This is a genomic window from Hydrotalea sp. GW822-HT8A01, from assembly GCF_058798575.1.
This window is the reverse complement of record NZ_CM179506.1, coordinates 2,908,985-2,923,084: the sequence shown is the minus strand read 5'-3', so window position 1 is coordinate 2,923,084 and position 14,100 is coordinate 2,908,985. Positions and strand designations below refer to the sequence as shown.

The window sequence follows — 14,100 nt, the reverse complement described above, 5'->3', positions numbered from 1 at the left end:
TAAGTTTTTTGCCTGAATTGTTGAATAATGCATACAAAAATAAGAACGGGAATGGCAGGAGGGTTTATCATTGCCATTTTAGGCGCCTTGCTTTTTTCAACCAAAGCCATTTTTGTGAAGCTGGCATTTCAACATACGCAGGTATCAGCCATCCATTTGCTGGTATTGCGTATGTTGTTTTCATTGCCATTTTACCTGATTGCTGCAACTTATGCCCATAAAACCAGTACCGAAAAGCTAACCCGCAAACAATGGGTTTTATTAGCCTTGATGGGTATTTTAGGATACTACCTGAGCAGCTTGTTCGATTTTATGGGTTTGCAATTTGTTTCTGCAGGTTTAGAAAGACTGATACTGTTCTTGTATCCAACGTTTACCGTACTGATCAATACTTTTTATTTTAAAACAAAACTGAAACGAATACAAGTTGCCGCTCTGCTCTTAACCTACATTGGTATTGGCATTGCCTTTTTAGGAGAAGTAAAATTAGATGCCGGAAATATCCATTTCTTTTTGGGCATATTCATGATTTTTTTATGTGCCGTAACTTATTCAATATATTTAGCAGGTACCGGAAAATTAGTGCCCATTATAGGCTCTACAAAATATACCGCCTATGTAATGCTGTTCGCAACTATGGGTGTTTTTGCGCATTTTTTAATAACCAACCATCAAAATTTTGGCCAACTGCTACAACCCAATTTGCTCATCTATGGCATTGCACTGGCAATCATTGCAACAGTGCTACCTTCTTTTTTAATGAATATTAGTATGAATAAAATTGGCAGTAACAATGTGGCGATTATTACCAGTATTGGTCCTGTTTCCACCATTATACAAGCCCATTTCTTTTTAGATGAGCCCATCTTTTTTTTACAATTAGCCGGAACTGCTTTGGTCATCGCAGGTATTCTCTTGATAGGATGGAAACCCTCATTAACCTAATACCAGAAAGGAATTAATTTTGGGTCTTAGCAAGTATTACTAATAAGCCGGATTTTTTAATATCCATTGCCTTTCTTCTATTTGCATTTTTAGTAAAAGTATTTTTAGCAATATTTTTAAAATTACTAATCGCCTTCATGTAAAACAAAAACATGGCTAATATAAAAAGCAATACAACTGGTATATAGTATAACGGATAAAACGCTAATGCCTCACTTCAACCAATTTTGCTTTTGTTGCCGGCAGCTATGGTACAATACACAATTTTGATTGGCGCATAAACACTATTGCCCAACCCAATAACTGCAATGAAAGCAACACAAGCACAATTCCCAAAAAATTCCATTCAAAATATGGCGTGAGTGCAATGAGTGCAGCAATTGCAAACATTTGCCCGGACACTAACTAAGCAATATGAAATTTTTTTTGACATAAAAGGTATGCCGCAAGTTACGAAGATGTATTCAGGCAGTATTCCTCCCCATATTCCCAATTCAATTCTGACAGAAATACAGCAACCCCACAATTAAAATGTCATTTTTTCTTAATTTATACAATTTGTCTGCCAAAAAGTATGCAACAAATACACTTGCACAGGATTTGAGGATTGAGTTTGCAAAATGCTGAATAAAATATCCTTCAGCAAAAAAAATGGATTGTTAACCAATAAAATAATACAACTATGACACTCGTAAAAAGTAACAACATGACACCTGTTTTCAACAGGTTATTTGATGATTTCTTTAACAATGATTGGGCTGATTGGGGCCTTCGGAATTTTTCAGGGGAAGGCAGCACCTTACCCAAGGTAAACATTAAAGAGGATGACAACGGCTATACCGTTGAAATGGCAGCTCCGGGCATGAAAAAAGAGGATTTTAATGTAAACTTAGACAAACAAGTGCTGACCATTAGTGCTGAAGCAAAAGAGGAAAAAGAAGAGAAAAAAGCCAATTACAGCAGGAAGGAATTCAATTATCAAAGTTTTCAACGCAGTTTTAGTTTGCCTGAAACTGCTGATGATGAAAAAATTTCTGCTCAGTACAAGGATGGCATCTTAAACATTTACATCCCCAAAAAAGAAGAAGCAAAACCCAAACCTGCTAAAACCATAGCTATTGCTTAAGCCGAAGTTGAAGAAATAAACGCAATGGGTTGTGCGGCTGCAACAGTATAAGCACAACCCATTTCATTTGCATGCATTTGGTTTGATAAAATGTGCAACTGTAAACAGGTAAATATGATGTTGATCAGTTGTAAAGTATCAAAACAAGTATAACTTTATCTGTAAACAACAATTTATGCAATATCAGGATTATTATAGCTTATTGGGCATTGCTAAATCTGCCACAGCCGATGAAATTAAAAAAGCGTATCGGAAGCTGGCTGTAAAATATCATCCCGATAAAAACCCCAATAACAAAGAGGCAGAAGATAAATTTAAGCAGATAAATGAAGCCTATGAAGTATTAGGCGACCCGGAAAAAAGAAAAAAATACGATACACTTGGCGCCAACTGGAAGCAATATGAACAAAGCGGATTTTCAGGTAATCCGTTTGGCGGGCAAGGTGGTAATAATGGTGGCGGACAATATTACCAGTTCCAGGGTGATCCCTCTGAATTTTTTGGCGGGGCTGGAAGTGGATTTTCTGACTTCTTTGAGGCTTTTTTTGGCGGAATGAGAAGTAACACTAAAACAAAATCACGCACCCCGTTTGGTAATAGCAGCCAATTTGAATCGAGGTCATCGGATCTTACCGGAGAGGTTACCATATCACTTCAGGAAGCCTATACCGGTACTGAAAGATTGATCAGCACAGGCACTGAAAAAATAAAACTGAATATCAAACCCGGCGCCTATGAAGGACTTCAGTTAAAGGCAAAGGGAAAAGGAATAAAAAACAGTTCCGGAAAGGCCGGCGATTTATACATTAATGTTCATGTACAACCAAATACTGTTTTTACACGCAAGGAAAATGATTTGTATATGGATTTGCAAGTAGATGTATTTACCATGCTTTTAGGTGGTAAACAGGAAGTAATTACATTGGGTGGAAAAATAAACTTAACATTACCAGAATGCTGTGCCAATGGTAAAACCATGCGTTTAAAAGGTAAAGGAATGCCGGTATATAACCAACCTGGCACATTTGGAGATTTATATGTAACCCTGCATGCATTAATACCAACAAAACTTTCAGCAAAACAAAAAAGTTTACTGAATGAGGCTAAAAATGCTGCTTAAATAAAATATAATAAAAATAAAATATAATTTTATGACAGGAAATTTCAATCAAATTATAGCTGATACCAAACCCGTTTTGGTAGATTTTTTTGCAGAATGGTGCGGCCCCTGCAAAATGATGGCCCCAACCCTTCAGGAAGTGGCAAGAACTACAGGAAATGCAGCAAGAGTCATTAAAATTGACGTGGATAAAAACCCTGTGCTGGCTGCTAAATACCAAATTCAGGGCGTGCCCACTTTAATTTTATTCAAAGCAGGAAAAATATTGTGGCGCCAAAGTGGTGTAGTGCCTAAAAATGTAATCATGCAGCAGCTACAGCCCCATTTGACTGCATAAAGGAGCTAATTTTTTCAGGGAAAATTGTTACCCATCCAATTTTTATTGAACACCATTGCTTTACATGGTTTCTTCAAAAATATTATCATGATATGCATTGCTTTTTAAAAGTTGGTAATGCCGGTATAATGCCTGCCATAAACTAACTTTTCGATAGGGTAACCCATGCTTCGCTGCAAATTGCTCAATTACCTTTGTTATTGCCGGATAATACACATGGTGTACACACGGAAATAAGTGATGGGCGATGTGATAGTTAAAACATCCCATAAAAAATCTGGTAAACCAATTATCTTCCACAATATCATTCGTGCAGGATAATTGATGCATTAACCAACTATCAGGCATGTCACCTTTCTCGTCAGGCAATGGAAATGCATTATCCAAACTGGCATGCGGTGGCAATAATACAATCAGAGATATAATACTGGCAGTAAACATCATGATTAAAAAAGCAGCAAGTATGGTTAGCCATTTAAAACCCAATATGTATTTTGGAATGATGATGATATAGCTAAAAAAAAACAATTTAAATAAGAATAGTTTTATATATTCAATAGCAGGAATATTGGCTACTTTCCATACTAACTTTTTTTTGTTGAAATAATCTTTAAAGTCACGCACCAGCAACCAGTTTAATAAATACAATGGATATAAGAACGGCAAATAAATATGTTGGTATTGATGCCATTTTTCGTACCGCCCATGCGGAAACACACGAGCCATTGGACTTTGTTCAAAATCACTATCCCAACCCATAACATTGGGATAATTATGGTGCAACCGAACATGTCTGATACGGAAAATAAAACTGTTAGCACCCATTAAATCAAACAGGTATACATACAATCGGTTCAATCGCTTTGATTTAAAAATAGTACCATGTACGGCTTCATGAATTAAAGTAAGATAATTTACTACCAACATAAAGCCCATTACAGCATACATTAACCATAAAATAGTATGATTCTCCCCAAAAACTAAAGCAAATATCCAAGCCGCAAAATAAATGAACGGAAACAACCATGCTTTTAAAGTAGCCTGATTTTTTACAGAGGGTTGCAATGTTGAGATGGTGGCATTTACCCGGGTTCTTAAAGATTGAAATAAAACTTCATCTTTTAATTTTCTAAAAACGGGTTTGGCAGGCTTTACAAACATTTCCATGCTAACAAAATTTTGAGTTTTACAATAGCTGTTGGGAAATGGTGAAAACTCAAAACAATATTTAGAAAAATATTACTGCAAAATTAATAATATTGGAATAAAAAATGGAATATGGGCTGTAAAATTTCTATTCAGCCCATTACATATTGGCAACTTTTATCAAAGCATCTACATCTAGAATAATAATTTTTCTGCCTTTGGTCATTAACCATCCTTCGTCTTTAAATTCAGATAAAATTCTTACTACATTTTCTCTGGCAGTGCCTACCAGGCTGGCCAAATCATCCCTGCTCATGTTTATTTCAACTGCATTGCCTTCCATAAAATGGTCTTTATATTTTTCACGCAATACTACTAATTGCAAAGCCAGGCGTTCCCGAACTGATTTTTGGGCAATAATGCTTAAACTGTTGGCCAGTACGGCAAATTCATGGCTGAGTGTTTTTAATAAACGTGTACCCAAAAAAGCAGAAACAGCAAGGGTTTGCAAAAAATCTTCTTTAGGAATAAAAGCAATAATACTTTTTTCTAATGCAGCAGCAGAATCGGGGAACCGATCACCGGAAATAATGGCGTGGTATCCAATCAATTCACCGGTATTGGCTACATAAATAATGTGTTCTTTCCGGTTTTTATCAATTTTATATTTTTTTACTTTGCCCTTCACAATATAAAAAATACCCGATGGATAACTGTTTTCGCGAAAAATAATTTCTCCTTTATCATATTCCTGTTCTGTTTGGTTTGCAAGCAAAATGGCCTTATCCTCATCCGGCAAATCGGCCAGAATAGATTCGCTTTTAAAATCCCATTGATCTATCGGAAATTTTTGATGAATGCTCATACTGCTTCAAAGTTATTTGTTTAAAGTTGAGAAATATTACTTTTCTGAATGAGAACTTTCACGTTTATGACCTGAATCTGTTGCTAACTTTGACCTGATAAATGTGCTAACCTGCATTTTGAAGAAATGAATGCACCAAAAGAGCCGCTATGGATAAGATATATATTAAAAATGCCAGAGAAAAATGGATGGAAAATGATGCCACATTTCATCAGCTTTATCCAAAAGAAATACAATTACTGGCCAAAAAACATTGGACACCCATTGAAGTTGCCCGAATTGCAGCCGATTTTTTAGTGAGCCAGAAAAATGAAAAAATATTAGACATTGGCAGCGGTGCAGGTAAATTTTGTATAGTTGCAGGTTACTATAAACCTGATGCTTTTTTTTATGGTGTAGAACAAAGAAAAAGTTTAATTGAAGTAGCGGAGGCCGCTAAATTAAAATTAGGCATCCCCAATGCGTTTTTTATAGAAGGCAATTTTACACAATTGAATTTTAACGACTATCATCACTTTTATTTTTACAATGCATTTTTTGAAAATATTGCCGGAACAGATAAAATAGATGAGAGTATTGACTATTCATTAGAACTCTATAATTATTACAACCGCTACCTCTATAAACAATTAGAAACAAAGCCTGCCGGCACAAAGCTGGTTACTTTTCATAGTTTAGAAAATGAGGTACCCCGTAATTATACGCTGGTAGATGCCCGAATGGATAATTTGTTAAAGTGCTGGATAAAAATATAAGTTGATACAAAAATGGTTTTCATCATTTGCATACAATCATCACAAATATAGCTTCATGCAGCCCTATTCCGGTTATATAAAATTAATTTTTATTTTACTATTTTTTTCAGCAGGCGTTCTGCCTGCTCAGCCGCCCAAAAAATTATTACAGCCTTTAAATGGCAGTACTGCTTTTCAGCAATTAATGGCCGGTAATAACCGATATGTTCACATGCACCCATTACACCCCGACCAAAACAGGCATCGCTTCGAGGAAACGGCAGTTAACCAACACCCTATTGCAGTAGTGGTTTGCTGCTCAGACAGCAGAGTAGCGCCGGAACTATTCTTCGATCAGGGTATTGGCGATTTATTTGTAATTAGAACTGCCGGAAATGTTTTAGGTAATTTTGAAATAGGTAGTATTGAATATGCGGTGGAACATTTGAATGTACACCTTATTATGATTGTTGGCCATGAACATTGTGGGGCTATTCAGGCCTTGGCCGATCATTCTAAAAATGAGGGATTTTTGCAGGTGATTATTGACAGCCTTGCCAAAGAACCGGAAATAGCAAAGGTCGGTGAGATGGATCAACTGCACACCCTTCCACTCATCAAAGCGAATGTTATGCATGGCATACATCAGTTATTAACACAATCTACTTACATTCAACAAGCAGTAAAAGATAAAGGTGTACAAGTAATTGGAGGTATTTATCAATTAAACAACGGAAAAGTGATACCTTTAAATTCCTCCTACTAAATAAATCATTTATGCTACCCGCTATTCAACCCCATTATCAGGAACTTCTTGAAAAAATTCTTGTTGCCGGCAATCAGGATGAAGTAAAGAATCAAATTGATGAATTTATGGATTTATTGCAGCAAATGGGAACAGATGAAGAAAAAATGAAGCGAATTTTATTGGAAATCCAAACACATTTGGACCAATGCAATCCTTTTCATTATGATGCACAACAATGGAGTAATATTAAAATGGCAGATATTTATTGTTTTGAAATTCATCAAAGTATATCGGGCATTCATTACTCCTCTTAATGATGAAAGCGCATTTATTAGGGTTCATTTTAATATTGTTGCTTTAACGCTGTTTATTATAATTTAATCAGCACACCTACCACTACTGCAATGGCTAAGCTCAATAATGTACCCACTACCAGATATTCTGTTTTTATTTCCTGACGATCTTTTTCATTAAAACGAATCAGTGCTTTTGCAGCTACCAATAAACCAATAGCTGCATATTGTGCATATAAAATAAATATCAGTACAATGATCCGTTCTGCAATACCGATCCATTTTCCGGCATTGGCAAGGTTTTCTGCAAATTCAATTTTATCGCGCCACTGGCAGGTAAACTTGCCTATAAAAATTGCTGCCGGGGTTGTAATGAATACAAATCCTGTTACTATTTTCCAAACCTCAACATTTTCATAATATGGCTGAAGGATAGCCAACAAAGAACCCAGGTTAAAAAAAGTAAAATACCAACAAGCAACAATTACCAGAAAGTGCAATACCTGGTCGATAATAAAATATTGTACTGTTGGCTTTTGGTAAGATTTCCACCCATCAATGCACAAATGCGTAATAAAAATTACTATAACCACCCAATGGTATTGAAAACCCAGCATACACCAAACCACCAATGCAGTAATAAAAGCATGCAGGTATAAATGCAACGATAGAAAATGACGGCTGTAACGCGCTTTTATCCAGCTTGTGGGCTGAAGAATAAAATCGGTTAACAGGTGTGATAAAATCAATTTGATGAACCAAATCAGTGCTGTATTCATACCATAATCAATTGAATCATATTTTCGTAATGCTGCAACAAAGCTTCAATTTCCTGCCAGCGGGCCGATACCACATGCTGATGAATGGTACTTTTACTTTTTTTCATTTTCAGGGCAATTGTTTGTTGCATTTCACCCCTCATTAACTCTATTAAAACAGCAGCTTGTTTTGCAGTCAGTTCATTAAAAATAGCATCCACATAAGCAGATAAAATTTGCAAAGCCTCTTGTGCCAAAGCATGCTGTATTCCGAATACAAGTCTTTGATTCAATGCTGCCATTGTATCAAACAGCCGGCCTGAAAGTAAAAAAGCTTCTCCACGTGCTGTTTTTAAATTTTTCACCGGTATTTCTACTGTTCCTAAGCCGATACTGATTTTAATATCTGATGCTACCTTATTTTTATCGCCAAAAGATAGTTGAATGGCAGCCAATCGTGCCTGTAAGGCCAGTTTTAATGCATCTTTAGGATGCGAGAGATATACCTGAAAACTATCTCCACGATAAAATTCCATTATACAACCGGAAAAAATTTGCTGTATTGCCTGCATTAATTTTTTAGCTTTCAAGGCAGGAAGCCGGGTAGAGTTTACAATATCGCAAGTAAGTACAGCGTGCATTGCCATAAAAAGTTCGTTTGCATAAATATACAAACTTTTCAATAATTCGTTTAAAAAAACGAATTATTAAATAATTCGTATATATATACGAACATTAAATTATTGATGAAAAATGAAAAAGGCGGTTAGAATAACCGCCAAGATAATAAAGTGTGCCCAGGACTGGATTCATACTAATGTTAAAAGTATTTACTGGCATTGATTTTCATTGATTTTATATTATTTGAGGTACAATAGAGGTACAAAATTATTGAGAAAGAAAAGTTTAAGAATTTTTGAAGGAATACTACCTTCCATTCTTTTATTGTTGTGTTATTCTATAGAATTGTTTTACAAATTGTACCTGAATCATACTTTCAAAATATTTTAAAGTATAAGAATGTTTAAATTGCATGTTAAGTTATACTAATTTTCACTTTCTACAAATTTGAAATGTAATAGACTTCTTTAAAGGTTGATGAAAATAGATTTTCGTTTTCCATTTCAGATGCCACCCCCTACACAGCTAAACGTTTTCCCCCTTTAAGTTTGACGGGGTGGTTATTTAGTTGTTACCCAACTATTTGATACACAAGTTTATTACTGGCCATCATTACCGTTTTATTGGTTTCTAAACACCATTTTTTACCTACTATGCTGCTACAAAAAAAACTGTATACTATTTTGCCATCCTCATTCAAAATAAAACATTTATAATCAATTAGTTATAAAAAAATAATCAACTTTTATTATGATTTTTTTTGATTAAATCACTTTTATTCATAATTATTACTATTTTAGGGTAAAAATGGATGCATGGGTTTTGAGTGAATGGTTACTGTATTAGTATTCATATACAGAGAGGATGTTAAAAATAAAAAATCAAATAGTTGGCTTTACGAAAGCATGTAAAAATGTGTATTTATTTCGCAAAAGTGTCATGCAGTATTGATAATCAGAACAACAATATTTTTTAACCTAATAAAGCGGAACGCCTAAATATTCGTAAATAAGTGAGTTAGCTGTGATTATTAGAACGACCGACAATGAGTAATTCAACTGCAATAGAACTACCGAAAATTCCAAAGGACAAAGACTATGAAGATTATCTATGTGCTTATCTTCAAGCAGGTGGACTATATGTTGAAAGAAGCATAATTCACAGGGAAGTAGAAGAATTATTGGAACTTGACATTCTTACAACAGATTTTCAGCAAGACAGTGCTGACAATTTACTCGTAGAAATTAAGGGTGGTGATTGGGGATTTAGTGACATATTTAAAATTAGGGGTTGGCTGACTTACTTACATTATGATGCAGGATGTTTTATTGTTCAAAAAAGCAGACCAAGTATTAGTTATTTCCAAGACAAAGCGAAAGAACTAAACATTAGATTAATTGACAATTCCGACCTAACAAAAACAAAAGAAACACTTAGCTCATTTTTTAATGTTGAACCAGAGAAAGCGGAAATTGAAACAATTAGATTTGCTTACCTGCTTGAAAGAAAGCAATTGGCTCAAATCAAACAACTAAAAAAGAAATTCCCAGGGGTAAAAAGCTATCAGAATTTAGACGATTACTTTTTTAAGACAATAAGCGGTTCGTTTTTTTCAAGAGACCCAATTCGGAGAATAAACAAACTTTTTGACACTTTCATAAAATACAAAAATATTACAGCTAAAATTTGCCACGAGTTAAATGGTGACGACTTTGATGATGATGATATAACCGAGTTATCTTCAAAGTGCTTTTCAGAGACCTTTTATAAGGCTGAAAACAACATTCTTCACGTTTCACTTTACGTTGAACATTTAGCGAGAGTAACAATACTAAAATGTGCAATCGAACACCTAATTGACAGGTTGAAAGGAAACTATGACCCCAAGGACATTTCCAATCAACTTGAATATTTGACCTTGCCAAACACAATTAAGACAGGACTAACAGAAATCACAAAAGATAAATACTTTTATCTATATCCAAGATTTTGGCAGTTCTTTACTTATGTTTTTGGTGGTTTCATTTTGACTGACATTGAAGAAAAGGAGTTTGAATTACTTTCAAAAAAGACAGGGGTTTCAGTTGACGAAATACCGAATGCGTTTGATGCCTTTAATAAACTATTCCCAAGATATGGCGGTTGGTTTTTTAAGTTTCCAAAATCTTCAATAAGATGGCATAGCCTTTTTCCAATTTCATTTTGTGGACTTGGTGCAAATTATAGAAGATTGGTTTATACAGACGACAAAGATTATGACAACCTTTATAAGTTACTTTCTAACGACAAGACACCCTTTGACCTTTCAAAATGGAACAACTTAGCATACGAAATATTAAAATAACCACAGCTAACGGGTTTTGCGTCAGGCGGGGTGACGTGCAAACTTGAAGCATTGTGCTTCTATTCAAGTTCAGTGCTGGTTGACAGTTTTGTGCTCCGAAACCCGCCCGAACGCAAAGCCCGAAACCGTTACCGGTGTTATAAAAAAAATAATCAACTTTTATTATGATTTTTTTGATTAAATCACTTTTATTCATAATTATTATTATTTTAGGGTAAAAATGGGTGTAATTAGTAAAGATGAATGGTTACTCGCAACCCAAATAAATAGAAATAATTGAAATTTTATTAACCACTTATTTTTAAAATTATGTTTCAAAAAATTTTAAAGTACATACTATTGATTTTATTCATGGCAAAAATGAATATTATCATTTCACAAAATTTATCAACAAAGGAATTGACCTTAAAACATAATAATGAAATTCAAATAATAAATATTCTTACCAATGAAAGTCTTAATCGGTTAAACTTTAATTTTTCTAATTCAAAAAAATACAATTGGTATAATGCAAATACTAATACATTTGGTAGAACTGAAGGTGGTAATAGTGGAAACTTATTACATGGAAAATATAAGATGTACTATCCAAATGGCAGTTTAAAAGTCGACGGTAGTTATAAAATGGGGCTGGCGGAGGGAGAATGGAAATATTGGGACAGTAAAGGAAATTTAATATCTACAGTAAAATATAAAGATGATGACGTTTTTTACCAAAAAAATAGAGATTCAATTAAATTAGGTTCAACCTTTTCAATAGAAGGATGGATCGAAAAGTTTGGTAATTACCCATATTCGGGGTGGGTAAAAATATACGATTTAAATAATTCATTAATTAGAGAAGATTCAGTGTCAAACAATTATATACATTATTATAAAGAATACTTAAGTGGAAAAAAATTGGAAGTGGAATATGCAAGAGACATATTTGGGGATGAATATGGCAATGATATTTCTTATTATAACAATGGAAAGAAAAAGTTTGAAGGGCATTATTGTGATACTGTTGGGGGTTTGAGAAATGGAACATGGAAATGGTATAATTATGATGGAACAATTAAAGCTATTGAGAATTATAAGGCAGAAGTTATAAATACACCTAACAAAGAGATTTTAGGTTCGTATTTTTTTAATGAACAAATGAATAAATGGGTTAAATATGGCAAATGGAAAGAAATATCTATTTCAAATTCGGGTAAACCTTCATTAACTATAATAATATATGATTATAACGGAATTGAAATAAAAAGAGAAATTAAATTAAAAGATGAAAATTAATTTTGTATATAAACTCAACGGCAAGGTGAATCTTAAAGTATAAATATTATAGTTTACACATAAGCGGCATCTATTTACTATGAATGAAAAATAAATTTTAATCATATAAAATAAATAAATAAATATTACTAACAAAGCTTCGTATTTCTTGCCTTTCTTTCAATGTCATTAAGTAAAATAAAAAGATGATAAGTTACTTCAAATACCTTTGTTTTAAATCCCCTTCTTTGTACAATTCTTGTTGTAAAACAGCCTAATTTTTCAAGTTCGCTAAGGCTTTTGCTAATTGTTTTTGAATCGTACCATAAATACCAGCTATTAAGAATTGACTTTACTTTAGTATTGGTAATTATTTTATTTTCTTTGTTCATCCACCAACAAGCCAATGCTATATTTAAGCACTTGTCAGTAATTGCAACATTATTTTTTTTAGCATAGTTAACTATTGCCTTATGTGATTTTAATATGTTATTTAGGGTTGATAATCTCATTTTTATTTATAATTTATTTGTTATTGTTTGATATTATTTGTTTCAATTCCTGTATTCGGTTGAGGTATGGTAAAAAGGTTTGTTTGCCTTTGTTCGCTTTCACGGTGGCAAGGTGGCTTTCAATAAATGAGGAACAGTTGGTTATTGTGCTGCACCCGTTCAACTTTACAGAATGGGTTGGTAATTCAATGTTTGCAAAATATTTTTCAAGTTCGATAATATCCTGTTCCCAGCTTACGGTATTCGGTTGTTCAGGCTTACTGAAATAGTAAACGGGTTCGGGCTGTTCAAATGGTTTTACATCAACCAATGGTTGAACAGATGTAGGTGGTTCGGTAGCTTCGGATTCAGGTAGGGCAAAGGCTTTATAATTGAATCTTATTAAATAATCGGCAAGGTCAAGCCCCTGTTTCCTTTCTGCTTCAGTTGCTTTGCGTTCCAATAAATCGGAAACAGTAAATATTGTAATGTGTGAAAGTTCCTTTGCCCTGCTGCTCCATTTTTCAAATCCATTGAGGTCGGGAAATAGTGTAACAGTTCGCCCCTTTAGTATGCTGCATTTTTCAGCGTTAAGGTTGGTAAGACTGCCAACTGCAACCCAAATAAACCGGGGTAAATAAACGCTGGCAATTACAGCCGTTTTTTCACTCTCAACTATAGCAACGGGTTTTGTTTTATCAATTAGTAAGTGTTCGCCAAACAAACATTGCCTTAACTCAAATTCAGGCTGTTTAAGAACTTTGTGTACCCAGTTAATATGGTTGAACGGTTTTTTTATTCTTTTGCCAGTGGTGGGGCTGTAAAGCATTATTTTGCCCGTTCTTACTTTGCCCTGTATATCTATTTGCCAAAATACCGTTGCACCGTTCCAATGTTTTGAGGTGGCAATAAAATAACGGCTTACCAGTTGGCTGGCAACCCCAACCTCGAACAGGTTAATAAGGAACTTTACAAAGTTGTTTGTTTCGTGTGCTTTCAGGCTGTCTTTAAATACCTCAACGGGAATGAATGAAACGGGCTTTGGTTGAGGTGTAACAGGTCGAAGTTTGTATGCTTTGGGCTGGGGGGTATCAAACGAAATATTGTTATCCTGAAAATATTGTTTCGGGGTGTAGTGGTAACCGCAATTATTTTGACGGTTGCACCTGCCAACGGTGGAATGTATGTGTTCGCCTGTTTCCTTATCAATGTATCTGGAAAAGGTTTTATCCCTTTGCTGGCAACTGGGGCAACGGTAACGGGTATTCATTCCATTATATGGTTCTAATATATATCTTTGTTCTGTTTTCATTTC

General features: G+C 34.4%; 15 protein-coding genes. 9 read left to right on the top strand and 6 right to left on the bottom strand.

Translation table 11 applies throughout. The annotated features are described in order from the left end of the window. Positions 1-27 precede the first annotated feature (27 nt). From AC3QLY_RS12980 to trxA, 4 genes are all read left to right on the top strand, one after another. Positions 28-945, top strand: a complete 918-nt coding sequence (locus AC3QLY_RS12980; RefSeq protein ID WP_288072818.1) for a DMT family transporter — start codon at positions 28-30, stop codon at positions 943-945. A 682-nt stretch (positions 946-1,627) separates the two neighbouring features. Further along, on the top strand, positions 1,628-2,071 hold the full coding sequence (locus AC3QLY_RS12975) for an Hsp20/alpha crystallin family protein (protein ID WP_218331349.1): 444 nt from the start codon (positions 1,628-1,630) through the stop codon (positions 2,069-2,071). Between the two features lie 175 nt (positions 2,072-2,246). Beyond that, positions 2,247-3,191 (top strand): DnaJ C-terminal domain-containing protein, encoded by a 945-nt coding sequence (locus AC3QLY_RS12970; protein WP_288072817.1) that lies wholly within the window; start codon positions 2,247-2,249, stop codon positions 3,189-3,191. A 31-nt stretch (positions 3,192-3,222) separates the two neighbouring features. Then, positions 3,223-3,528 carry a thioredoxin gene (gene trxA / locus AC3QLY_RS12965; protein ID WP_218331351.1) on the top strand — a complete coding sequence of 102 codons (306 nt, stop codon included), beginning with the start codon at positions 3,223-3,225 and terminating at the stop codon, positions 3,526-3,528. 60 nt (positions 3,529-3,588) lie between these two features. Here trxA and AC3QLY_RS12960 read toward each other — a convergent pair whose 3' ends face one another. Continuing rightward, positions 3,589-4,695, bottom strand: a complete 1,107-nt coding sequence (locus AC3QLY_RS12960) for a fatty acid desaturase family protein (RefSeq protein ID WP_228733213.1) — start codon at positions 4,693-4,695, stop codon at positions 3,589-3,591. 139 nt (positions 4,696-4,834) lie between these two features. Then, positions 4,835-5,539 (bottom strand): Crp/Fnr family transcriptional regulator, encoded by a 705-nt coding sequence (locus tag AC3QLY_RS12955; RefSeq protein ID WP_218331352.1) that lies wholly within the window; start codon positions 5,537-5,539, stop codon positions 4,835-4,837. Positions 5,540-5,688: 149 nt separating this feature from the next. Between AC3QLY_RS12955 and AC3QLY_RS12950 the strand changes: the two genes are divergently transcribed. Genes AC3QLY_RS12950 through AC3QLY_RS12940 form a run of 3 tightly spaced genes read left to right on the top strand, consistent with a single transcriptional unit; the run spans position 5,689 to position 7,335 of the window. Beyond that, positions 5,689-6,294 (top strand): methyltransferase domain-containing protein, encoded by a 606-nt coding sequence (locus AC3QLY_RS12950; RefSeq protein ID WP_288072816.1) that lies wholly within the window; start codon positions 5,689-5,691, stop codon positions 6,292-6,294. 55 nt (positions 6,295-6,349) lie between these two features. Continuing rightward, entirely contained in the window at positions 6,350-7,039 is a 690-nt protein-coding gene (locus AC3QLY_RS12945; protein WP_288072815.1) for a carbonic anhydrase, read from the top strand. Positions 7,040-7,050: 11 nt separating this feature from the next. Then, complete coding sequence (locus AC3QLY_RS12940; RefSeq protein WP_074417796.1) at positions 7,051-7,335, top strand: hypothetical protein; 285 nt, start codon at positions 7,051-7,053, stop codon at positions 7,333-7,335. 56 nt (positions 7,336-7,391) lie between these two features. Here the strand turns inward: AC3QLY_RS12940 and AC3QLY_RS12935 are convergent, their stop codons facing one another. Together AC3QLY_RS12935 and AC3QLY_RS12930 are read right to left on the bottom strand one after the other, a co-directional pair. Beyond that, on the bottom strand, positions 7,392-8,093 hold the full coding sequence (locus AC3QLY_RS12935) for a DUF3307 domain-containing protein (protein WP_492989847.1): 702 nt from the start codon (positions 8,091-8,093) through the stop codon (positions 7,392-7,394). Beyond that, positions 8,090-8,719: a hypothetical protein gene (locus AC3QLY_RS12930; RefSeq protein WP_074417797.1), complete on the bottom strand. Its 630-nt coding sequence runs from the start codon at positions 8,717-8,719 to the stop codon at positions 8,090-8,092. Before AC3QLY_RS12930 ends, AC3QLY_RS12935 begins: the two co-directional genes overlap by 4 nt. Before the next feature lie 1,019 nt (positions 8,720-9,738). Here AC3QLY_RS12930 and AC3QLY_RS12925 point away from each other — a divergent pair. Next, a complete protein-coding gene (locus tag AC3QLY_RS12925; protein ID WP_492989846.1) occupies positions 9,739-11,037 on the top strand; it encodes a hypothetical protein in 1,299 nt (432 codons plus the stop codon). A 351-nt stretch (positions 11,038-11,388) separates the two neighbouring features. After that, on the top strand, positions 11,389-12,315 hold the full coding sequence (locus AC3QLY_RS12920) for a toxin-antitoxin system YwqK family antitoxin (RefSeq protein WP_492989845.1): 927 nt from the start codon (positions 11,389-11,391) through the stop codon (positions 12,313-12,315). Between the two features lie 128 nt (positions 12,316-12,443). Here the strand turns inward: AC3QLY_RS12920 and AC3QLY_RS12915 are convergent, their stop codons facing one another. Further along, positions 12,444-12,806: a hypothetical protein gene (locus AC3QLY_RS12915; RefSeq protein WP_492989844.1), complete on the bottom strand. Its 363-nt coding sequence runs from the start codon at positions 12,804-12,806 to the stop codon at positions 12,444-12,446. Positions 12,807-12,819: 13 nt separating this feature from the next. Next, positions 12,820-14,097: a DUF6965 family protein gene (locus AC3QLY_RS12910; protein ID WP_492989843.1), complete on the bottom strand. Its 1,278-nt coding sequence runs from the start codon at positions 14,095-14,097 to the stop codon at positions 12,820-12,822. Between the last annotated feature and the right edge of the window lie 3 nt (positions 14,098-14,100).